The 21,978-nt window shown below is 38.9% G+C and carries 26 protein-coding genes and 1 riboswitch; of the genes, 12 read left to right on the forward strand and 14 right to left on the reverse strand.

Annotated features, from left to right (window positions below):
* Positions 1 to 20: 20 nt before the first annotated feature.
* The 4 genes from BMZ31_RS05390 to BMZ31_RS05405 all read right to left on the reverse strand — a co-directional run bounded on the left by BMZ31_RS05390 (position 21) and on the right by BMZ31_RS05405 (position 3,941).
* The gene (locus BMZ31_RS05390) at positions 21 to 185 is read right to left on the reverse strand and encodes a DUF1540 domain-containing protein (RefSeq protein WP_090830715.1); all 165 of its coding nucleotides are present in this window, start codon (positions 183 to 185) and stop codon (positions 21 to 23) included.
* 82 nt (positions 186 to 267) lie between these two features.
* Complete coding sequence (locus BMZ31_RS05395; RefSeq protein WP_090830716.1) at positions 268 to 1,308, reverse strand: cytochrome d ubiquinol oxidase subunit II; 1,041 nt, start codon at positions 1,306 to 1,308, stop codon at positions 268 to 270.
* A 195-nt stretch (positions 1,309 to 1,503) separates the two neighbouring features.
* Positions 1,504 to 2,865 carry a cytochrome ubiquinol oxidase subunit I gene (locus tag BMZ31_RS05400; RefSeq protein WP_090830717.1) on the reverse strand — a complete coding sequence of 454 codons (1,362 nt, stop codon included), beginning with the start codon at positions 2,863 to 2,865 and terminating at the stop codon, positions 1,504 to 1,506.
* 116 nt (positions 2,866 to 2,981) lie between these two features.
* On the reverse strand, positions 2,982 to 3,941 hold the full coding sequence (locus BMZ31_RS05405) for a metal ABC transporter solute-binding protein, Zn/Mn family (protein WP_090830718.1): 960 nt from the start codon (positions 3,939 to 3,941) through the stop codon (positions 2,982 to 2,984).
* Positions 3,942 to 4,146: 205 nt separating this feature from the next.
* Here BMZ31_RS05405 and BMZ31_RS05410 point away from each other — a divergent pair, with 205 nt between their 5' ends.
* On the forward strand, positions 4,147 to 4,710 hold the full coding sequence (locus tag BMZ31_RS05410) for a beta-class carbonic anhydrase (protein ID WP_090831367.1): 564 nt from the start codon (positions 4,147 to 4,149) through the stop codon (positions 4,708 to 4,710).
* Here BMZ31_RS05410 and yidD read toward each other — a convergent pair.
* A complete protein-coding gene (gene yidD, locus BMZ31_RS05415) occupies positions 4,707 to 4,946 on the reverse strand; it encodes a membrane protein insertion efficiency factor YidD (protein ID WP_254778627.1) in 240 nt (79 codons plus the stop codon). The genes BMZ31_RS05410 and yidD overlap by 4 nt on opposite strands.
* A 141-nt stretch (positions 4,947 to 5,087) precedes the next feature.
* On the opposite strand from yidD, the gene BMZ31_RS05420 reads away from it, so the two are divergent.
* Positions 5,088 to 5,561 carry an S-ribosylhomocysteine lyase gene (locus BMZ31_RS05420; protein WP_090830720.1) on the forward strand — a complete coding sequence of 158 codons (474 nt, stop codon included), beginning with the start codon at positions 5,088 to 5,090 and terminating at the stop codon, positions 5,559 to 5,561.
* A gap of 30 nt (positions 5,562 to 5,591) precedes the next feature.
* Here the strand turns inward: BMZ31_RS05420 and ytzI are convergent, their stop codons facing one another.
* Complete coding sequence (ytzI, locus tag BMZ31_RS05425) at positions 5,592 to 5,762, reverse strand: YtzI protein (protein WP_090830721.1); 171 nt, start codon at positions 5,760 to 5,762, stop codon at positions 5,592 to 5,594.
* 114 nt (positions 5,763 to 5,876) lie between these two features.
* On the opposite strand from ytzI, the gene BMZ31_RS05430 reads away from it, so the two are divergent.
* Positions 5,877 to 6,320 (forward strand): Dps family protein, encoded by a 444-nt coding sequence (locus BMZ31_RS05430; RefSeq protein WP_090830722.1) that lies wholly within the window; start codon positions 5,877 to 5,879, stop codon positions 6,318 to 6,320.
* Positions 6,321 to 6,590: 270 nt separating this feature from the next.
* On the opposite strand, the gene BMZ31_RS05435 is transcribed toward BMZ31_RS05430, so the two are convergent.
* Positions 6,591 to 6,848, reverse strand: coding sequence for a DUF6154 family protein (locus tag BMZ31_RS05435; protein ID WP_090830723.1), 258 nt, complete (start codon positions 6,846 to 6,848; stop codon positions 6,591 to 6,593).
* 223 nt (positions 6,849 to 7,071) lie between these two features.
* On the opposite strand from BMZ31_RS05435, the gene BMZ31_RS05440 reads away from it, so the two are divergent.
* Complete coding sequence (locus BMZ31_RS05440; RefSeq protein WP_090830724.1) at positions 7,072 to 7,398, forward strand: hydrolase; 327 nt, start codon at positions 7,072 to 7,074, stop codon at positions 7,396 to 7,398.
* 139 nt (positions 7,399 to 7,537) lie between these two features.
* Positions 7,538 to 8,017, forward strand: coding sequence for an RNA deprotection pyrophosphohydrolase (gene ytkD, locus BMZ31_RS05445; protein ID WP_368086629.1), 480 nt, complete (start codon positions 7,538 to 7,540; stop codon positions 8,015 to 8,017).
* Between the two features lie 22 nt (positions 8,018 to 8,039).
* On the opposite strand, the gene BMZ31_RS05450 is transcribed toward ytkD, so the two are convergent.
* Genes BMZ31_RS05450 through BMZ31_RS05460 form a run of 3 tightly spaced genes read right to left on the reverse strand, consistent with a single transcriptional unit; the run spans position 8,040 to position 10,619 of the window.
* Entirely contained in the window at positions 8,040 to 8,846 is an 807-nt protein-coding gene (locus BMZ31_RS05450) for an ABC transporter permease (protein ID WP_254778629.1), read from the reverse strand.
* Positions 8,827 to 9,603 (reverse strand): ABC transporter ATP-binding protein, encoded by a 777-nt coding sequence (locus tag BMZ31_RS05455; RefSeq protein WP_090830727.1) that lies wholly within the window; start codon positions 9,601 to 9,603, stop codon positions 8,827 to 8,829. The genes BMZ31_RS05450 and BMZ31_RS05455 overlap by 20 nt, the downstream gene beginning before the upstream one ends.
* A 20-nt stretch (positions 9,604 to 9,623) precedes the next feature.
* Positions 9,624 to 10,619 carry an ABC transporter substrate-binding protein gene (locus tag BMZ31_RS05460; RefSeq protein ID WP_090830728.1) on the reverse strand — a complete coding sequence of 332 codons (996 nt, stop codon included), beginning with the start codon at positions 10,617 to 10,619 and terminating at the stop codon, positions 9,624 to 9,626.
* A gap of 109 nt (positions 10,620 to 10,728) precedes the next feature.
* Between BMZ31_RS05460 and BMZ31_RS05465 the strand changes: the two genes are divergently transcribed.
* Together BMZ31_RS05465 and BMZ31_RS05470 are read left to right on the forward strand one after the other, a co-directional pair.
* Positions 10,729 to 11,517: an alpha/beta hydrolase family protein gene (locus BMZ31_RS05465; protein ID WP_090830729.1), complete on the forward strand. Its 789-nt coding sequence runs from the start codon at positions 10,729 to 10,731 to the stop codon at positions 11,515 to 11,517.
* Positions 11,518 to 11,576: 59 nt separating this feature from the next.
* Entirely contained in the window at positions 11,577 to 11,819 is a 243-nt protein-coding gene (locus tag BMZ31_RS05470; RefSeq protein ID WP_090830730.1) for a DUF2584 domain-containing protein, read from the forward strand.
* A 55-nt stretch (positions 11,820 to 11,874) separates the two neighbouring features.
* Here the strand turns inward: BMZ31_RS05470 and pckA are convergent, their stop codons facing one another.
* Positions 11,875 to 13,464 (reverse strand): phosphoenolpyruvate carboxykinase (ATP), encoded by a 1,590-nt coding sequence (gene pckA / locus BMZ31_RS05475; protein ID WP_090830731.1) that lies wholly within the window; start codon positions 13,462 to 13,464, stop codon positions 11,875 to 11,877.
* A 200-nt stretch (positions 13,465 to 13,664) separates the two neighbouring features.
* On the opposite strand from pckA, the gene BMZ31_RS05480 reads away from it, so the two are divergent.
* The 3 genes from BMZ31_RS05480 to asnB all read left to right on the forward strand — a co-directional run bounded on the left by BMZ31_RS05480 (position 13,665) and on the right by asnB (position 17,801).
* Positions 13,665 to 14,039 carry a thiol-disulfide oxidoreductase DCC family protein gene (locus BMZ31_RS05480; RefSeq protein WP_090830732.1) on the forward strand — a complete coding sequence of 125 codons (375 nt, stop codon included), beginning with the start codon at positions 13,665 to 13,667 and terminating at the stop codon, positions 14,037 to 14,039.
* An 80-nt stretch (positions 14,040 to 14,119) separates the two neighbouring features.
* Positions 14,120 to 14,256: riboswitch (SAM riboswitch) on the forward strand.
* A 231-nt stretch (positions 14,257 to 14,487) separates the two neighbouring features.
* On the forward strand, positions 14,488 to 15,687 hold the full coding sequence (metK, locus tag BMZ31_RS05485; protein WP_090830733.1) for a methionine adenosyltransferase: 1,200 nt from the start codon (positions 14,488 to 14,490) through the stop codon (positions 15,685 to 15,687).
* A 218-nt stretch (positions 15,688 to 15,905) separates the two neighbouring features.
* On the forward strand, positions 15,906 to 17,801 hold the full coding sequence (gene asnB / locus BMZ31_RS05490; protein ID WP_090830734.1) for an asparagine synthase (glutamine-hydrolyzing): 1,896 nt from the start codon (positions 15,906 to 15,908) through the stop codon (positions 17,799 to 17,801).
* A 3-nt stretch (positions 17,802 to 17,804) separates the two neighbouring features.
* On the opposite strand, the gene BMZ31_RS05495 is transcribed toward asnB, so the two are convergent.
* A complete protein-coding gene (locus BMZ31_RS05495) occupies positions 17,805 to 18,686 on the reverse strand; it encodes a C39 family peptidase (RefSeq protein WP_254778688.1) in 882 nt (293 codons plus the stop codon).
* Between the two features lie 94 nt (positions 18,687 to 18,780).
* On the reverse strand, positions 18,781 to 19,293 hold the full coding sequence (locus BMZ31_RS05500; RefSeq protein WP_090830735.1) for a gamma carbonic anhydrase: 513 nt from the start codon (positions 19,291 to 19,293) through the stop codon (positions 18,781 to 18,783).
* A 162-nt stretch (positions 19,294 to 19,455) separates the two neighbouring features.
* Between BMZ31_RS05500 and BMZ31_RS05505 the strand changes: the two genes are divergently transcribed.
* Positions 19,456 to 20,259, forward strand: a complete 804-nt coding sequence (locus tag BMZ31_RS05505) for an alpha/beta hydrolase (RefSeq protein ID WP_090830736.1) — start codon at positions 19,456 to 19,458, stop codon at positions 20,257 to 20,259.
* Between the two features lie 14 nt (positions 20,260 to 20,273).
* Positions 20,274 to 21,368: a tetraprenyl-beta-curcumene synthase family protein gene (locus BMZ31_RS05510; RefSeq protein WP_090830737.1), complete on the forward strand. Its 1,095-nt coding sequence runs from the start codon at positions 20,274 to 20,276 to the stop codon at positions 21,366 to 21,368.
* A gap of 20 nt (positions 21,369 to 21,388) precedes the next feature.
* Here BMZ31_RS05510 and BMZ31_RS05515 read toward each other — a convergent pair whose 3' ends face one another.
* Positions 21,389 to 21,973, reverse strand: coding sequence for a tRNA 5-(aminomethyl)-2-thiouridylate-methyltransferase MnmM (locus BMZ31_RS05515; RefSeq protein ID WP_090830738.1), 585 nt, complete (start codon positions 21,971 to 21,973; stop codon positions 21,389 to 21,391).
* Between the last annotated feature and the right edge of the window lie 5 nt (positions 21,974 to 21,978).

The raw sequence follows: 21,978 nt of genomic DNA on the forward strand, positions 1-21,978 counted from the left end.
TAAACGAGTTTCTTCATGACTTAAGATAGTTGGTCAACAGGTTCAAACGTTTTGCAGTCTGTTTGGTGTTGAGTCTCTGCCGTATTTCCAGTATGACTCACAACATAAATTTGCTCGGCAGCACAACGATTTCCTTCTTTCCAGTAACTGCAGTTATTGACTTCGCATAGTACGTCTTGTGCCATCTGTATCTCTCCTTTATATTGGGATACATTATAGCTTTTGACGTTCATGGACCATTCATCCGTAACAGAAATAGGAAAGAAGTTATTTCGCTTTGGCTCCTTCTTTTAAATAGCGCTTATCCTTCATGAACAAACTCCAGAAATAAATAAAGCCTGGAAATAATATTGCAAAGCCGGCAATATAAGTAGCGAACACGGCACGGAAAGAATTAGGGTCCGTAAATGCCGATTGAATGGTTACTTCAGGATAAACAATATAAGGCAGATGCGCTTTTCCGTAGACATAACTCGCAATCAGATACTGAATGGTGATGGCTACGACTGATAATCGTGGCATACCGACTCCTCCTTTTTTAAAAGAGGGGATAAACAAGCCTACTCCACCAAGCAAAAAGAAACCGAGCGAAAGATAAAGAAGGTGAATGTCTTCCATCATTTTCGAGTAAAGCCAACCTGCATCATCTTTTAATGTAAGCATAATGAGAAAAGCCATTAGTAACGAAATCGGACCAAGTAGAATCGCATCACGCCGATAAACTATGTATGCTTCGTATTCTTCTGCGACTTTTGAATAGTCGGCAAGCAGTAATGAAGAAAGGAATAATGTGCTGCTTATGGCAAATCCAATAAAGGCATATTCATTAGGATCTTTGAAAAGGCCGATTAAATCCAAGGTTTGTCTTCCATCGGCAATATCGACGTAATTGCCGTGTGTGATAGGTAAAACACTGATGAGTAAACCAGGAATGAGTATTCCAGTAATTCCAGAAACATAAGTCAATGGCTTTTTGTATTCTTCTGCAATATGGGAAAACACAAGGAAAGCACTGCGTATGGCAAGAAGTAGCAGGATCATGCTTCCGGGAACCAATAAAATGGTTCCAAGCGTGTAAGCACCTTTTGGAAAAAGGCTATAGACTGCTACGACTAGTGCAACAATAAAGGTGTTGGTTACTTCCCATGTTGGCGATAAATACCGATTGGCTATATTCGTTGCCTTTGTTTTCGTGCGATTGATATAAATCATGGACCAGAATCCGGCTCCAAAATCCATCGTTGCCATAACTGCGTATATAAAAACAAAACCCCATAATACGGTTATGGCCAGGTAGGCATCAGGCACAACGTTTTCCTCCTTTTATTATTGGCTGTTTTCGCATTGATTTTTGCTTTTAGCATGGTCTCTCATCCCGAATTCTTTATGGCTTCGGGGCTCTTTTCGAGAAGTTCCCCAATCAAGATTTCATAACAAATCGTAAAAATTCAGAAGCCGATTTTTACTTTTGCGTGTGAAAGCGTCAAAGTTTACGAAAAGAGCCTAAGTATTTGATTCGAACAAGGGAACGCCTTTTTGTTCAACGCGGTTCAAGTCATCCTGAACCGTGTTCTTCTTAAAGAAATAACGAAGTACGAAAAGGACTGAAATAGCTAACACCAAGTAAACCAAGACAAACAAGATAAATAGGATGCCTAGGTTCGTGGCGGTCGTAACTGAGTCTTCAGTGGACAACATCCGGTAAATGGTCCAGGGCTGTCTCCCAGTACATGCAAAGATCCAACCAAATTCAATGGCAAGGACGGAAAGGGGGCCACATGCCACAAAAGTCCACATTAGCCATTTAGGGTGTTTTTCTTTCTTGAATAATTTTTTCCAAAGCAATCCTGCGAAAGAGACTACAATTAGGAGTGTACCGATGCCGACCATTGCATTGAACAATGTATGAACAAATAAAGGTGGCCACTCCTTTTCCGGGAAGTCATTCAAACCGACAACTACGGTATCAAAGCTGTTACCAGCAAGAAAGCTAAGTGCCCAAGGAATTTCAATGCCCCATCTTACTTCCTCCTCTTCACGGTTTGTAAATCCACCGATAGCAAGTGGTGCGTGTGATTGCGTTTCAAAAAGTCCTTCTGCAGCAGCGAGTTTCTCAGGCTGATATTCGTGGAGAAGTTGTGCTGACTCGTGTCCATTAACAGCTGTTAGCAAGGAGAAGATAGCCCCGACAATCAAGCTTAGTGTAAGAGCTTTTTGATGAAAACGATAAATCCGCGATCCAAAATCAGCTTTCAGCATCTTGAAAGCTGAAACGGAGGCAATGACAAACGCTCCCACGACATAAGCAGAGAGGGCAACGTGACCTGCCGTAACAAAAAAACTTGGATTGAAGAAAGCTGCCCATGGATCAACATCAACAATTTCACCATTAACGATTCTAAATCCAGCCGGAGTACCTTCAAAAGCGTGAACATTGGTAATCAGAACTGCTGAAGCCATTGCACCTAATGCCACAAGAACCAGACTGATAATCCTCATCCACGGTGGAATCCTTTCAGCTGCGTATACGTAAATGGACATGAAGAGAGCTTCTATAAAAAATGCGTAAATTTCAATCTGAAAAGGGAGAGCCATGACCTTGCCAATGACCTCCATGAAGCCAGGCCATAACAGTGATAATTGAACGCCCGCAATCGTACCGGTCGGAATTCCGACACCTAGTAAAACTGCAAAAGCCTTTGTCCATCTTTTAGCCATCACCACATAATCCTGGTCTTTTGTTTTTTGATAAAGTATTTCAGCGGTGAGAATCATGAATGGCAATCCGACACCAATCGTAGCAAAAATAATATGAAATCCCATTGTTGTGCCAAACATCGAACGGGCAATAACCAAATCATCCATATATAACATCCTTTCTGCATACCTTCACATTTGGTTAGTATTTACAGTTAGGATAGAAGTATGTAATTATTTTCCTCAAAACAGCAAAAACCTCCTTTGGAAGGAGGTTTTACCATTTAGTCATTTAATGCTTTTTTAAGTGTTTCAACGTTTTGATTCATTAGAGTAAAATATGTTTCTTTGTTTTTGATATCTTTATCGGATAAAGTTGATAAGTTGTGAAGTTGCAAAGGTTTTGCGCCGATTTCCTTTTCAACAATATCGCCTAGTTTTGAGGTGATGTTTTGTTCAAAAAGGACATAGTTTAGACCTTCTTTATTTGCCGTATCAATAATTTTTTCAAGTTCCTTTTGTGAAGGTTCGTTTGCTGATGACAATCCTGAAATACTGATTTGTTCAAGACCATAGCGTTGTTCCCAATAGCCAAAAGCAGCATGTGTCACAATGAATTTCTTGTGTTTTGAAGTATCGGCAACATTTTTGAAATCATGGTCTAATTTTTCAAGTTCAACTGCAAGTTCCTGATAGTTCTTTTCGTATTCTTCCTTGTGTTTAGCATCTTTTTTGATAAGTTCCTCTTTGATTGTTCCTGCCATTTCAATGGAATAAACCGGATCTAACCATAAATGTGGATTTACATCTCCATGCCCATGCTCATCTACTTCATGACCTTCATCAGTGTGTTTTTCTTCACCATCATGCTCAGAATCGATTTTCACGTGCTCACCGACAGAAATCATCTCAACATTTTCGTTCTTTAATGTTTCCTTGGATTTTTCAACAAAACCTTCCAATCCCAATCCTACGTAAAAAAACATGTCTGAATCCGCAATTTTCATCATATCTCTTTGTGAAGGTTCAAAAGTATGCTCATCTGAACCTGGTGGGTATACAGTATCAACATTTACGTGTTCTCCACCAATTCTTTTTGCAAAATATTCTAGGGGATAGACCGTTGCATAAACTGAAATTTTACCATCTTTGTTTACAGTGCTCGAGTTTTTTTCCTGTGAGCATGCTGATAATAATAAAGAAAAAGTCATTATGATTGTAATGATAGCCATTATTTTTTTCATGTTCGTCTCCTTAACTATAAAACGTATTTATTACGATTTAATAACAAAAAATAGATTGTGAAATTGATATAATTCGTAATCATTCCGATTTCTTTTGTATCTTACAAAAAAAATTTCAATCATGCAAGTAAAAAATTTGTATATAGCTGATAAAAAGGTATTCTATTTATATATAGAAAAGGAAGGATGCGATACCATGACAGAAATTACATTATTAGACGAAGTACTTTCCCACAATGCTAAATTTGTTGAAACAAAAGAATATGAAAAATATGAGACGACAAAGTTTCCGAATAAACGGATGGTCATTTTGACCTGCATGGATACCCGGCTCATGGAATTACTTCCAAAAGCGATTAACGTAGGCAATGGCGATGTGAAAACGATTAAAAATGCAGGGGCAACCATCATGCATCCATTTGGAAGTATCGTGAGAAGCATTATTGTGGCCGTATATGAGCTTCAGGCCGAAGAAGTATTTGTGATTGGTCACCATGATTGCGGGATGAGTAATATCCAGTCAGATGTAATTATAGAAAAAATGAAGGATCGAGGCATTAAAGAGGAGTCATTAGAAACATTGGAGTACTCGGGCATCGATATCAAAAAATGGCTAAGAGGATTCGATAACGTTGCCGATAGTGTTAAGCACAGTGTTAATACTGTCAAAAACCACCCTTTGATGCCCAAAGATGTATCAGTTCACGGTTTGGTTATCGATCCTCATACAGGAAAACTTGACCTAATTGTTAATGGCTACGAGGATTAACTTTTTTGTTTTTTTCGCCATTGTTCTGGAACAGGATCGAATCCTCCAGGATGGAAGGGATGACACTTTAAGATTCTCACGATAGTAAGATATCCTCCCTTTAAAGCTCCAAAACGACGTACAGATTCAACTCCATAATGGGAACAGGTTGGATAAAATCGGCAGGTAGGAGGCTTTAATGGCGAAATGACAATTTGATAAAAACGAAAAAGACCTATAAGTCCTTTTTTTAACAAAGGTATGACCTCCTTATTTTCATAAGTTGAAGATAACATATCGAAGTTGTTACGTCTAAAATGATTAATTCATATAAAGTTGATGAAAAAACTCGGAATTTAAGTTATACTTAAGAAAGTAATTAAAAGGAGTGATTGTGAATGCCTTCAGTAGAAAGCTTTGAATTAGATCATGATGCCGTTAAGGCTCCATACGTGAGACACTGTGGTGTCCATAAAGTAGGAAGTGACGGAGTAGTAAATAAATTCGATATCCGTTTTTGCCAACCAAACAAACAGGCGATGAAGCCTGATGCTATTCATACACTTGAACATTTGCTAGCATTCAACATTCGTAAGCATTCCGAAAAGTATGACCACTTTGATATTATTGATATTTCTCCAATGGGGTGTCAGACGGGCTATTATCTAGTGGTTAGCGGTGAGCCGAAGGTAGAAGAAATCATCGACCTACTTGAGGATACAATGAAAGATGCTGTAGAAATTACTGATATTCCAGCTGCAAATGAAAAACAATGTGGTCAAGCAAAGCTTCACGATTTAGAAGGAGCAAAGCGCCTCATGCGTTTCTGGTTAGAACAAAGCAAAGAAGAATTGAAACAGGTTTTTGCATAATCCAGCAATAAGAAAAGCTGACTTTTTTGGTCAGCTTTTTTTATTTGGATCAGTTGTGTTTTCCTCTTGGTTAGACAAATGAGGATTATCTTCGAGCGGATCGACGGAATGCTTAAAGTCATATGCTTTAGATGTCGTGATGACGCTTAATAACAAAACGATTACAACAATAATGATAGAAACAACAAGAACTGTATACATGCTAGATTCCTCCTCATCTTATATTTTATCATGCCAAAACCGTTGTTTAAATAAATAAACAATGGTTTTCTTTTCTTTAAAGCAGGGTAGAAAAAAAGCAGGAGGGGATCATACATGTCAAAAAAATTAGTTGATTCAGTAAATGGACAAGTAGCCAATTTTTCAGTACTTTATTTTAAATTGCATCATTATCACTGGTTCTTAAAGGGAAGGCACTTCTTTGAACTTCACGTAAAATTTGAAGAACTATACAATGAAGCGGCTCTTCACCTTGATGAAATAGCAGAAAGATTACTTGCAACTGGAGAAAAGCCACTTTCAACCATGAAAGAATTTCTGAAGGCTGCCTCCGTCAAGGAAGCGACGGGTAAGGAAAAGACAGAAGAAGATATGCTTCAGTCTGTGATTGCCGATTTTTCAAACGTTTCCGAAGAGTTAAAGGAGACGATTAGTCTTGCTGAAGAGGAAGAAGATATGGTTACGGCAGATATGTTAACAGGTGTGAAGCAAAGTCTTGATAAGCATGTCTGGATGCTTAAATCATTCCTTGGAGAATAAATAAACAAGGCTCTTTTCGTAAACTTTGTTGTTTTCACGAGCAAAAGTAAAAATCGGGTTTTGGATTTTTACGATTTTTTATGAATTCTTGGTTCAGTAACTTGTCGAAAAGAGTCCCGAAGCCATAAAGAATACAGGATGAAAGTAACATCCGAAAATCAACAATTCAATGAGAAAACAGCAATAAACAAAGAAACAAGCAGCCTATGCTGCTTGTTTCTTTGTTTATTGGATTTTATTAGCCGCTACTTCTTATATTGGTATGTATGGTTAATGGATATCGCGGGAATGGAAGGACTGTGGTCGGTGAGAGCCATATTCTTCGCGGGCAAATTTTCCTTTTAGGCTTTCAATTAAATAAAGTCCCATTAGATTATTTAGTTCTTGCTTATCCATTTCGTGAAGAAGTCCCAATAAATCTTCTCTATTCATTTCTTCGAGAAAGGCAAATGCAAGCATGTCAATGTCTTCTTCATCACCAGTTAGCTTGTGGCGATACATTTCATAAAGCTCATCTACTAGTTTCACATTCATCACCCCGCATTCATGATATTTACAATATTCGGTTCTAATGTATCAATACCCTTCCATTTGCAAAATATTCCTTTGGAGATTTTTACGTTTTATTTCTTATTATTATATTATAACTATGGGCAGATTGTTCATGTATGAGTATATAAAATTAATAAAGTATAATTCCTTCATGTTTGTGGAAAACGATAACTAGGCGAGTGAAAATGGAGGAAAAAAAATGAGTGAGAAAAAAAAGACCTATTACATAAATATCGGAAGCGGCGAAATCATGCAGAGTGCCACCAGTTCGACATGGAATTTCAAAATTGAAGCAAATGATGAGGAAATCATTCAACTGCGAGAATACTTTGACCAAAATTACTCGACAGAGTGGCAAAATTTTTTCCGTGCCCACGTTCCGTACGTTCAGTATCACTATGATAGAGAAAACGATGCTTATGATGAAACCTTGAAGAAAGTATATGGCATGATTTACGATCTTGGAGACGAAGAAGCAAAGCAACATATTAGCAGTATCGGAATACTGTCTGAAGACAAGGAATGAAAGTCGCAACTCTAGTTGTCGGCTTTTTTCTTTTTATATACAGGTCGGCTTAATTTGTCCATACTCCCTCTATGCACGGTTTGATTGCTTCTACTATAATGGTAATAAGAAGAAATATGGCAGACGGCAGACGAGGTATATGATGGTTGAATTTAAGGATATAACCGGTAAGAATATTGTCCTATCATTTCAAGAAGCCAGTTTTAAAAAGGAAGCCAATCATGTATTGGTCATGTGTGAAGCAGAGCAAGGCTGGGTACTGACTCAACATAAAGAAAGAGGTTGGGAGTTTCCAGGTGGAAAAAGGGAACCTGGAGAAACCCTTCAAGAAGCAGCAATAAGGGAAGTCTTTGAAGAAACGGGAGCGATCTTGTGTGATTTGAAAAAAATCGGTGAATATTGTGTATCTGATGAAGGCTATTCCTTTGTTAAAGCTATTTTCTGGGGGAAAGTAGAGAAGTTCATTCAGAAAGAAAACTACCTGGAAACAGATGGACCCATCATCATTCCAGAAAATCTCCTTGATTTAAGGTTTGAAGAACAATTCAGTTTCATCATGAAGGATGAAGTAGTAGAAGTTTGTTTAGAAAGAATAGAAAAGCTTAAACTGCAAAAATAAAAAAGCGGCATTTTACCGCTTTTCACTCTTTCACGATCTTCTTTTCAATAAAAGCAACGATATTATACATAATGGTGGCAAAGACTGCGATTACGAGTAACGACAATAGGACGAGCGTAAAATTGAATACCTGAAATCCATATATAATCATATAACCTAAGCCTTTGGATGAAACGAGGAATTCTCCGACAATTACTCCCACCCAAGAAAGGCCGACGTTAACTTTTAAAGTAGAAATGATAGTCGGAAGTGACGCAGGAAAGATGGCTTCCTTAAAGCATTGAAATCTCGAAGCACCAAATGATTTAAGGACTTTCAAGTAGTTTGGATCAACCTCTCTAAAAGCCGTATATACGACAATGGTTGTGATTATGACAGAGATGATGGCACCCATGGCAACAATAGAAGTAAGTCCCGTACCGAGCGCCACAATCAATATCGGACCCAATGCCACTTTTGGCATTGCATTCAGGATGACGAGATAGGGGTCAATGATCTTTGAAAAAAGAGGAGACCACCATAGAAGGGCTGCCAAGAGTGTTCCAAGCAATGTTCCTAGGATAAAGCCCAGAATCGTTTCGGTTACTGTGACGCTCAAGTTAGTAACGAGTGAACCATCACCTATTTTCTCTAAAAAAAGGGACCAAATCTTTGAAGGTGCACTAAACAAAAGAGGATCGATCCATGCCTGCCTGCTCGCTAACTCCCACCCTATGAAAAAGACGATGAAGATTAGAATCTGAAAGAAACGGACAATGTTTTTTTCTTTTTTTAAAGACCGAATATATTCCTGATGTAATTGGTTCAAATTAGTTTGTTCCGCTTTCAAGCGATTCCAGCTCCTTCCATATCGTTTGAAAGACTTGAGGGAAATCTTCATGATTTCTTGCTTCAAAAGGTGTCAGTTTTTTTAATGATTCGGGCATCTCAAAAATTCGGTGGATTTTTCCAGGTCCAGGTGAGAATAGAATAACGCGGTCGCTCATTGCAATGGCTTCGCCGATGTCATGAGAAACGAGAATGGCCGTCTTGCCGAATGAAGTTAATGTTGCTGAAACTAAGTCCTCAAGCTTTAATTTAGTTTGATAATCCAGTGCTGAAAAGGGTTCATCGAGCAACAACAGTTTTGGTTCAGTTGCAAGGGTTCTGACTAAAGCGACACGCTGTCTCATTCCGCCTGATAGCTGTTTTGGTAATTGGTCTTCTACTCCTGATATCCCCATTTGATTGAGCAGTCTCAGGGTGGCAAAATGATTTGCCGGAGTAAGGCTACCTGATAGTTTTAGCCCCAATAAAATATTTTCCTCAATGGTCTTCCACGGAAACAAGTAATCCTGTTGAAGCATGTAACCTATCTGTATTTTTGAAGTAGAGATAGGATTTTTTTCTAAAAAAACTTTTCCTGCTGTGGGTTTCAAGAGTCCTGATATGATAGATAATAAGGTTGTTTTTCCACAGCCGCTAGGGCCGAGGAAGGAGACGAATTCTCCTTCCTCAATTTCCATGGACACATCGAAGAGGGCCGTTTTTGCCGATGTTTTGCTGAAATAGGTGTGATGGATTCCGCTAATAGATAAAAAACTCATGAGACGGCCTCCTCGTCTAATTAATCTTTAACTTTCGTAGCAAGTTCTGTATTCACTAACGTTTTGTAATCCACTTGTTTAGGGAGTTCTCCGGCTTCGTCCATAATATTTTGCAAGTTGTTCCATTCTTCTTCATCCAAAATAGGATCTGTTGCAAAGGAACCTTGACTCTTATAGCGCTCGACAACCGTTTCGATTAAGGAAAGGTCGGTATCTTTGAAGTAAGGCTGAATCACTGATGCAATTTCTTTTGCACTATGGGTGTCTACCCACTGTTGCGCTTTATAGATGGCTGCCGTGAATTTTTCCATCACGTCTTTATTTTCCTTCATGTAGCTTTCCTTTGCCATGAACGTGGTATAAGGAATATGTCCGGATTCCTTACCAAAAGATGCGACGATGTAGCCTTTTCCTTCTTTTTCAAAGACACTAGCAGTAGGTTCGAAAAGTTGAACAAAATCGCCTGTGCCGGAAGCGAATGCATTTGCGATATTGGCAAAGTCAATATTCTGAATCAGATTGAGGTCATTATGAGGATCAATTCCGTGATTTTTAAGGACGAATTCACCGGCCATTTGCGGCATGCCGCCTTTTCGTTGACCAAGGAATGTGCTTCCTTTTAACATATCCCAAGTGAAATTTTCAATTTTTTCACGGGATACCAAGAAGGTGCCATCGGTTTGCGTGAGTTGGGCAAAATTGATAACGGGGTCTTTTGAACCTTGGGCATAAACATAAATAGAAGTTTCAGACCCAACAAGAGCTACGTCTGCTCCATTTGATAATAAAGCGGTCATGGTTTTATCTCCGCCCCAAGTGGTTGTCAATTCTACATCCAATCCTTCTTCTTTAAAAAAGCCTTTTTCGATAGCTACATATTGAGGTGCATAGAATATGGAGCGCGTTACTTCCGCAATGCGGACCTTTTGAACTTCTTCCTTGTTACAAGCTGCCAGTGGAATAATGAGAATGCTAATGAGGAGTACGGAAAAACTAATCTTGAACCATTTTATCATTGAATTTAACCTCCTTAAGTCTTGCATAGTATTAGTGGGCATTTGTCACCTGTGATATCGTATGAAAAGGATAAAAATGTGTGAATGCCTATGAAGGGAGAGAAATATACTGCAAACCATAGATGGAAAAATAGTCAGCGTACAAGCGTTTCCTTCACCTAATCCGCATGTGGAAATATCCCTCATAACCTATTTGTCGCAAGGTTTAGCCATCAAGGGGATGCTTGCACAGCCAAAAAAGGAAGGAAATTTTGATGGTTTTTTATATTTAAGAGGAGGTATTAAGAATGTCGGAAAGGTAAGACCTGCGAGGATTGCACAATTCGCTTCCGAAGGTTTTATTGTATTTGCCCCTTTTTACAGAGGAAACCAAGGTGGGGAAGGCAATGAGGATTTTGCCGGGGATGATCGTCATGATGCCTTTGCAGCTTATCATTTGTTACGTTCACTTCCGAGAGTCAAGAAGATTCACGTCTTCGGTTTTTCTAGGGGAGGCGTAATGGCACTCATGACCGGAATTGCCTTTCCTGATGTGGCATCTGTTGTCACTTGGGGAGGTGTAAGTGATATGGAACTTACATATGATGAAAGAAAAGATTTACGCCGAATGATGAAGAGGGTGATAGGAGGGACACCAACAAAATATCCAGAAAGATATCAGTCCAGAACACCTCTATATGAAATAGAAAAATTGCAGGCACCCGTCCTTATCATTCATGGCATGCAGGATCGAAATGTCTCCGTTGAACATGCTTTTCGACTCCAGCGAAGACTAGATGAACATGACAAAAAGGTAACAAGCTGGTATTTTAAAGAATATACACATTATTTCCCTCCTGCCATTAATCGGAAAATTGTCTCTGATGTTGGAAGATGGATGAAATTACAGAGTGAATGATGATAAAATTAACGTGAAATTATTTATATGAGATGTAAATTTTGAAAGGGGCCAATTGCATGGGTATGCCATTAGAGTTGAATACGATGATTGTCACAAAGGGTAAAGAGAAGCGCATAGAAGAGAACATTTTCGCATTACAAAAAGAGGGCTATCGCTTATATCCAATTGATATCCCAATTGATGTAAGAAAAACGATTGAGAGTGACTCAAATGGTACAGGTGTCATAAAGAAAGTAGAATGGCAAAGAAATACTACGGTATTGACTTATCAGTTAGTTTCATTAAACTCAACAAACTAAGGAATTTAAATAAACGCATCAGAAAAGGCATCCAGTCATTGGATGCCTTTTCTGATTAATTGTTGATAGGCCCGCCTTTTTCACTAATTTCAGCAGGGACATTTGCAAACTTTTTGAAGTTTTCTTGGAACTGACTTGCTAATTCTTTCGCCTTCATTTCGTATGCTTCTGCATCATTCCAAGTCTTGCTTGGCTGGAGTACTTCATCAGGCACACCAGGAACGTGAAGGGGTATATTTAAACCGAAAATGTCATCGCGAACCGTCTCGACATTATTTAATTCACCTTCAAGAGCTGCTTGTACCATTGCTCTTGTATAAGATAGCTTCATCCGGCTACCAACTCCATATTCGCCGCCAGTCCAACCTGTGTTAACAAGGAAAACTTTCGCGTTATGCTCGTCAATTTTTTCTCCAAGCATCTCTGCGTAACGAGTAGCTTGTAACGGTAAGAATGGAGAGCCAAAACACGTTGAGAACGTTGCTTGCGGAGAAGTGATACCACGTTCTGTACCCGCTAGTTTTGAAGTGTATCCACTTAAGAAATGGTACATGGCTTGTTCTTTTGTCAGCTTTGCAATTGGAGGTAAGACGCCGAATGCATCAGCTGTTAGGAAAACAATCGTGTTCGGATGTCCTGCTACACTTGGATCAACTATATTTTGGATAGCTTGTAAAGGATAGGCTGCACGAGTATTCTCTGTCAATGTAGCGTCATCATAATCAGCGACGCGGGTTTCTTTATTAACGACGACATTTTCTAGAACGGAACCAAAGCAAATAGCGTCAAAAATTTGTGGTTCTTTTTCACGGGATAAGTTAATGCACTTCGCATAACATCCACCTTCAATATTGAAGACTCCATTTGGAGACCAACCGTGTTCGTCATCTCCGATCAAACGACGATTTTCATCAGCAGATAGAGTTGTTTTACCTGTGCCAGATAGACCGAAGAATAGAGCAACGTCACCTTCGCGTCCAACGTTAGCAGAGCAATGCATAGAAAGGATGCCTGTTTCAGGTAACATGTAATTCATCACAGAGAAGATGGACTTTTTCATTTCGCCTGCATACTCTGTTCCCCCGATTAAGACTGTTCGTTTTTCAAAGGAAATGATGATGAAAGTTTCAGAACCTGTTCCATCTACAAGAGGATCTGCTTTGAAATTTGGTGCAGAGATTACAGTGAATTCAGTTTTATGATTTAATAAGTCTTCTTCGTTTGGACGAATAAATAATTGGTGGGCAAATAAATTATGCCATGCAAATTCATTGATAACCTGAATCGGCATTTGATATTTTTTATCGGCGCCAGCATATCCGTTAAAGACAAAGATTTCTTCCTTATTTTTGAGGTAATTGATTACTTTTGTATATAGTTTTTCGAATACTTCTTCTGAAATTGGTTGGTTGACTGGACCCCAAGCGATTTTATCTTTTGTAGAAGCTTCTTCTACAATATATTTATCTTTTGGGGAACGTCCTGTATAAGTTCCCGTTGTTGCCCGGATAGCACCTGTGGAAGTGAGGGAACCTTCTTTTCTTTCGAGCACCTTTTCCACAAGTTGAGGAACGGATAATTGAATGTGAACATGGTTTTCTTTTAATAAATCATTTAGTTCATTTGGGATATGCACAGAGTTCATCTGAGAATACCTTCCTTTATCGTTTTTTGTAAGTGTTTACATCTCACCATTAGTATAACACATTGGTTTCAATAATCTATACTAATTAGTCAAATAGTGTTCAAGTTTTAGTTAGTTTAATTATTCTGAAAAATACATTGGCTGGACTGTGTTAATATGAGTTTACTAGTTTTTTATTCGAATATCCAGGATGGTGGGTCATGAAAATACTTTCATTATATGATGAAAAATGCTCGCTCTGCCAAACTTCAAAGAAATCGTTTATGAAACTCGACTGGCTTCATAAGGTAAGGTGGGTTTCCTTGCAGGGTTATGAAAAAGACGAACAGTCCCTCTTACTGAATAGAAGCGACTTGCGGAAAGAACTGCATATTATATTGCCATCAGGCCGCCTGCTAAAAGGATTTTATGCAATCCGAAGATTATTGTTGTGTTTTCCGATTACATTTTTAATCGGAGTATTTCTATATCTCCCATGTATGCCCATCATAGGTAATCCGGTTTATAAATGGATAGCCAAAAATCGGTATAAATGGTTGCGAAAGAATTGCAAGGGAGATAGTTGCTCGTTGTAGGATATTATGGTTAAAAATGCACAAATAATCGTTGACATTGTTCGACAACGTGAGTTATGATTTTACCTTGAACGGATACTCTCTTATCCCGAGCTGGTGGAGGGACAGGCCCTATGAAACCCAGCAACCTGCTATATGAGAATGGCTACGAAGAGTTGGTCTTTTTCCTAGCGAAGGTGCTAATCTGACGCAAGGCTACGACCTTGAACGATAAGAGTGAAAGGCCCGGAACAACCTTTCCTCACAGTGGTAAGGTTTTTTGTTTTGATTAAGTCCTTTTATGATAAGAGTTAGGAATAAAGAATTTAGTTTATTCCCTTCTAATAAAAATCCTTTGTTTATTTCATACTACTAAGGGAATGAGTACCGTATCAATGTCTGAGGTTCAAGAAGTATTCCTGTAACCTTCATAAAACCTCGATGATCACATTATATAGGAGGAATTCAGTTGTCAACAAAACGTCGTTTGTTCACTTCTGAATCAGTAACTGAAGGTCATCCGGATAAAATCTGTGACCAAATTTCTGATTCCATTTTAGATGCAATTTTAGCAAAGGATGCAAATGCAAGGGTAGCTGCTGAAACTTCAGTAACGACTGGTCTTGTACTTGTAGCTGGAGAAATCACAACTTCTACTTATGTAGATATCCCAAAAATCGTACGTGAAACAATTAAGAACATTGGTTACAACCGCGCAAAATACGGGTTTGACTCAGAAACTTGTGCAGTACTAACTTCAATCGATGAGCAATCTGCTGATATCGCAATGGGTGTTGACCAAGCGTTAGAAGCTCGTGAAGGTAAAATGTCTGATGAAGAAATCGAAGCAATCGGAGCTGGTGACCAAGGCTTGATGTTCGGTTTTGCTTGTAATGAAACAAAAGAATTAATGCCATTGCCAATCTCTTTGGCTCACAAATTGGCTCGCCGTTTGACAGAAGTTCGTAAAGAAGAAATCCTTCCTTACCTTCGTCCAGATGGAAAAACTCAAGTTACAGTGGAATATGATGAAAACAATAAGCCAGTGCGTATTGATACAATCGTTATTTCTACTCAACATCACCCAGAAGTGACTCTTGAGCAAATCCAACGCAATCTTAAAGAATACGTTATCAACCCGGTTGTTCCAAAAGAACTAATCGATGAAAACACTAAATACTTCATTAACCCAACAGGTCGTTTCGTAATCGGTGGACCTCAAGGTGATGCTGGTCTTACAGGCCGTAAAATCATCGTTGATACTTATGGCGGATATGCTCGCCACGGCGGTGGAGCATTCTCTGGTAAGGATCCTACAAAAGTTGACCGTTCTGCTGCTTATGCTGCACGTTATGTTGCGAAAAATATCGTTGCTGCTGGTCTTGCTGATAAAGTTGAAGTTCAACTTGCATACGCAATCGGTGTAGCAAAACCAGTATCTATCTCTGTAGATACTTTCGGAACTGGAACAGTAAGTGAAGATGTATTGGTTGATCTTGTAAGTGCAAACTTTGATCTTCGTCCTGCTGGAATCATCAACATGCTTGACCTTCGTCGTCCGATTTACAAGCAAACTGCTGCTTATGGACATTTCGGTCGTTCTGACGTTGATCTTCCTTGGGAAAGAACAGACAAAGCTGAAGCATTGCGTGAGCAAGCAAACAAATAATTATATTGGGGAGTTACATAAAAAATGTAACTCCTCTTTTTATTTTCACGTCTATAAAAAGAGGTTTACACAGTAAAGAATAAGTGTAAACTTCCTTTGGTACCTGAATTTTCCTATGGCTTTCAGTGCCATTTTCTGATGAATAATGATAGTATAAGAAGGTATGTAAACAAAAGCGAAAAATCGCATGAAACGAAACGGAGTAGGTGACTTACATAATGTGTGGTTTTATTGGATGTGTACACGATCAGACACAAAATTACATTGATGAACAAAAGCAACTTTTCAAGAATATGAACGATATTATTACTCATCGTGGTCCAGACGATGATGGATACTTCTATGATGAGCATATACAATTTGGTTTCCGCCGTCTAAGCATTATTGATATTGAAAGCGGGCATCAGCCATTAACATACGAAAATGAACGCTATTGGATTATTTTCAATGGTGAGGTTTATAACTATGTAGAGTTGCGTGAAGAACTTCTTAAAGAAGGCCTTACTTTTGCAACAAGCTCTGATACTGAAGTCATCATTGCTTTATATAGTCACTTAAAAGAAAAAGCTGTTGAAAAACTTCGTGGAATGTTCGCGTTTGTTATTTGGGACAAAGAAGAGAAAAAACTTTTTGGTGCACGTGACCATTTCGGAATCAAACCTTTCTTCTATTTTGAAGATGGTGAGCGAACGCTTTTTGGATCCGAGAAAAAGAGTATCTTGCTTGCTCTTGAAAACGATAAATTGAACTATGAATCACTACAGCATTACTTAACTTATCAATTCGTTCCTGAGCCAGAAACAATGTCAGCGGGTATCCACAAGTTGGAGCCGGGACATTATTTCACGAAAAAAATAGGTTCGAAGATGGAGATTAAACGTTACTGGAAAGCGAATTTCCAACCCGTACAAAAATCAGAGTCAGAATTTGTTAAAGAAATCAAAGATGTTCTTTTTGACTCTGTGAAGATGCATATGCGCAGTGATGTTCCTGTCGGTTCGTTCTTATCAGGTGGAATCGATTCATCCATCATTGCTTCTATCGCAAAAGAATATCACCCCTCGATCAAGACTTTCTCTGTAGGCTTTGAAAGAAACGGATTCAGTGAAATTGATGTTGCGCAGGAAACAGCTGATAAATTAGGTGTTGAAAATATCAGTTATGTGATCACACCTCAAGAGTACATGAATGAACTTCCGAAAATCATGTGGCATATGGATGACCCATTAGCGGATCCTGCATGTGTTCCATTGTATTTTGTCGCACGTGAAGCGAGAAAGCACGTAACAGTTGTACTTTCAGGTGAAGGTGCAGATGAATTGTTCGGTGGTTACAATATTTATCGTGAACCACAATCGCTTGAAGTGTTCAATAAGATTCCACGCGTAGGTAAGTCGTTGTTACGAGGCATTGCAGGTATGATGCCAGAAGGTACAAAGGGGAAGAGTTTTATTGAGCGCGGTGTGACGCCGATGGAAGAACGCTATATTGGTAATGCAAAAATGTTCACGGAAGAAGAAAAACGTGACCTTCTTAACGTTTATAAAGAAGGCTTGAATTATACAGACATTACAAAGCCGTTGTATCAGGAAAGTAAGGGTTATGATCCTGTAGATCGCATGCAGTATATTGACATCCATACATGGATGCGCGGAGATATCTTATTAAAAGCAGATAAGATGACGATGGCTCACTCATTGGAGTTGCGCGTGCCATTCCTAGATAAAGTTGTCTTTGATGTTGCTTCCAAGATTCCTACAAGTTTGAAAACGGCCAATGGAACAACAAAGTACATTTTACGTAAAGCTGCTGAAGGTGTCGTACCTGATCATGTCTTAACACGTAAGAAATTAGGCTTCCCGGTACCGATTCGTCATTGGCTGAAGGATGAAATGAACGATTGGGCAAAAAAAATAATCCGCGAAAGCGACACGGATCATTTGTTCAACAAATCATATATGCTTAAGCTTTTGGATGAACATTGCCAAGGTAGGGCAGATAATAGCCGTAAAATATGGACTGTGCTTATGTTCATGATATGGCACCAAGTATACGTTGAAAATAAATATTCTTTTCAACAGGATTACATGAACGCAAAAGCTCTTCAACATTAGGAATTAATGGGGAAGATAGGTAATCGCCTGTCTTCCCATTTGCACCCAGGATTCTTCGAAATCCTTGATGGGTGCTTTTTTATTTTTTTCTCCTGACAGTGGATCGTTAAAGTAAACAAATTGTTGATCGTACCCTGTCATGACTACAGAATGTTCTCGAAATGTGATTTTTACTTTTCCGGTAGGGGTAATCCATGTTTGGAATTGATCTTCTGTAAGTTTCTCATACTTCGTATTGATGATGACCCAAACAGGTCTTTGGTCTGAAAGATGGATTTTTAAATCTTGGAATTCACTACCGGTTAGATCTTTAATTTTTCCGGGTAAATAATCTTCAGCTAATTGACTGATGGGTTCATGGTAAACACCAAGTCCAGGTTTGTCCTTTGTGTACATATCTCCAACAAAGCCAACATGTGGATTACCGAAATGGATTTGACCATTTTCTGTCCTGTAAGGTGTTGAATCTTTTTTCACCTGTTCTGCGAGAGTCATTTTATCGACGTTTATATTTGCGTAGTTCAATAACATCGTTAAACTCGTAACCTCGCATCCACGGGGGAGTTCTGGCAATTGTAAAACAAGAGGCACATCGAGTAGGACTTTTTCCTGTATTTCAATTACGGGCATTTCGGTATAATGATGACCGATGATATTTGATTTTTCGATGGGAGACTGAACCCAATCTTTAAACGAACTTACAGCCCTAGCTACATGTTCATTTTGAGGAATATTTAGAATGAAGCCAGATAAGGCTACTATGATAATAAATAGAATCAAAGCTGTTGTTTTTAGAAAACGTAAAGTACTCTTTAGACTTTTTATTAGAATGAATAGTCCTGTAGCTGATAAACCTATGATCAAATACAGTAATGACAACGAAATCACCTGCCGATATGTAGCTTTATAAGTATATATCGGCAAATTTCCCGTTTTTTTGAGTTTCAAAGGGACATACTAGGAATAAATAATTCGGATGTTATTTTTGAATCGATTTATAATATTGGGCTTTTTCAGCGTATTCCCTCGAAATTCTTTCCATATCCAATATATCTTCTGGTGTTAGTTCTCTGACTACTTTAGCAGGTCGACCGAAAGCAAGCGTGTTTGGAGGGATTTTCTTTCCTTGTGGCACAAGGCTTCCTGCGCCGATGAATGCGCCTTCTCCAATTTCAGCGTTATCAAGAATGATGGAGCCCATGCCAATGAGCGCATTTTTCTTTACGATGCAGCTATGTAAGATACATTGGTGACCAACCGTTACTTCATCTTCTAGGATAAGTGGATTATTCGGGCTTTGATGAAGAACGGAATTGTCTTGGACATTTACTTTATTTCCGATGATTGTTGGAGCAACGTCACCTCGGATAACCGAGTTGAACCAAATACTTGATTCTTCTCCGATGATTACATCACCTGTAATCGTAACGAAGTCAGCGATGAAAGCAGATTCTGCAATTTGTGGATGTTTTCCGTTAAAAGGATATATCATGGTCATCTCTCCTAATGGTTATTGTTGATGTATTAATTTTACCTAATGTTGACTGTTTATGGTAAAGCTTTTTGCGCGTAACGACTCGGCAACTATGATATAGTATTATGCAATGCGCCCAAAATCGGATTAGATGGAAGGGCTTTTAGGGAGGTTACATATATGTGGAAATGGGAAGCAGATGGGGACGCCAAAGCGATCATCGTGATGGTTCATGGAGCAATGGAACATCATCGTCGTTATGGCTGGCTCATCGAAATGTGGCGAACGTCCGGTTTTCATGTCATCATGGGCGATTTGCCTGGACAAGGACTCACTACGAGAGCTAACCGTGGACATATCCATTCATTTGACGAGTATACAACGGAAGTGAAGGACTGGATTATTGCCGCAAGTCAATATGGACTTCCTGTCTTTTTGCTCGGTCATAGTATGGGAGGACTCATTTCAATCAGATTACTGATGGAGGAAAAATTAGAGATTGCTGGTCTCATCTTATCATCTCCTTGTGTTGGCCTGATAGAATATCCATCAAAAGTGATGAATGCTGCTTCATACGGTTTGAATGCGATCATTCCGAGTTTAAGGATGAAAACAGGACTCACCGTGGATATGGCCACAAGAAACCCTGATGTCATCGAAGCAGATGAAAAAGACACTCTTTATGTTACGAAGGTTTCTGTCAGGTGGTATAGAGAGCTTATTGCAGCGATGAAAGATGCTTTTCTTGATATCGATCAAATGCAGGATATACCCTTATTGCTCATGCAAGCTGGGGATGACAGGGTCGTAGATAAGAAAGCAGTGAAAGAATGGTTCAATAACGTCGATCTTTCTGAAAAGCGCTATAAAGAATGGCCGCAATGCTATCATGAAATCTTCAATGAAACCGAGAGAGAATCTATTTTTGAATATGCAAAGGACTTTGTTCACAGTCAATTAAAGGCCATCGGCTATATTATATAAAGTGAGGTTTTCTTATGTCAGTTCCAACGATGCCATTAAGTTTAATGACCAGAGTGTACGTAAAAATTCTGCCAACGGTTCATCAGGAACTGGCATATTGGAAAAAAAGAGCGGCAGAAATCCCTAATCCAGAATTGAGAAAACAGGCTTTGGCGAGCATTGAACATAAAACGTTTCATTGTGAGGGCGGTGCCATTCTTGCATTAATGGCAAAAGAAAAATATAGACATGCGATTAAATTCATTGTTGCATATCAAACGATTAGCGATTATTTGGATAATCTTTGTGACCGTAGCGTGTCCCTTGACCCCGATGATTTTTCTTTATTACACGAATCCATGACGGATGCTTTAACCATTAACGCAAACCCGAAGAATTACTATGAACTGCGTGAGGATCAAGATGACGGAAACTATTTGAACGATTTGGCAGAAACATGCAGGTCTGTACTCAGAAATCTTGAACACTATCATGAAATCCAAAATTCGCTTCTAGAATTATCGATGTACTACTGTGATCTTCAAATACATAAGCACGTTAAAGTTGAAGAGAGAGTCCCTAGGTTGCAATCATGGTTTGATCAATTTAAAAATCATCTTCCTGAAATGGAGTGGTATGAATTTTCGGCTTGTTCTGGTTCAACTTTAGGGATATTCTGCCTAGTTTCATATGCGATGAGAGAAGATTTTAAGAAAGTTGATGCAGCCAATCTACATGCGGGTTACTTTCCTTACATACAAGGATTGCATATTCTGCTCGATTATTTTATTGACCAAGAGGAAGATCGTCTTGGTGGGGATCTGAATTTTTGTACGTATTATGAAAATCAGGAAAAGCTTTTTAACCGGTTAAAGCATTTTGTAAGAGAAGCGGACAGGCATACAGAGGGACTTCCACATAAGAGGTTTCATCAACTCATAAACAGGGGGTTACTGGGGATTTATTTATCAGACGAAAAAGTTCGCAAGCAAAAGAACGTCAGAAAGTTGGCAAAGGAAGTCATCAAGGCAGGCGGAGCCATCAGTTACTTTTTCTACATAAATGGTCTTGCCTATCGTTCTTTCCAAAGATATATTCCAATGGGTTTGGTCAAACTAATATCAAAATAAGAAAAACGGCCTAAGAGGAATTAGTTCCTATCAGGCCGTTTTTCTATTGCGATGATAAAAGGCGGGTTGTTTTGTTGGTTGATAAATTGATATTGCAGAACATGAGCCTTAGTTTGATCAAGAGAAATGGCGAACTCAATCAGATGGTCGCGCTCCACTTTTCCCTGTTCGTGACCATGGTAAATGACGATTACAATGATGCCGCCTGGTTTTAAAAGATTCATTAATTGATTCAAGGCTGAAATCGTCGTTAACGGTGTTGTAGTTATAGATTTATCGCTTCCAGGCAAGTAACCGAGATTGAAAATAGCTCCAGCTAATTTGCCATGGTATTCAGTGGGAATGAGTAACCCTAAGTTTTCATGACCGCTGTGAAAAAGAGTGACGCGATCTTCGAAGCCTTTTTCACTTATTTTACTCAAACTGGTTTCAATGGCTTGTTTTTGGATGTCAAAACCAAATACATGGCCGTCTGAGCCTACCAGATTTGCCAAGTATAACGTATCGTGGCCGTTGCCTAACGTTGCGTCTACAACGGCATTTCCATCCGTTACTGCTTTTTCAAGTAATTTTCTTGCAAAAGGGAGAATTCCATCGAGATTCATGAGTG

The organism is Bacillus sp. cl95 (assembly GCF_900115925.1).
Taxonomy (GTDB): Bacteria; Bacillota; Bacilli; order Bacillales; family Cytobacillaceae; genus Neobacillus_A.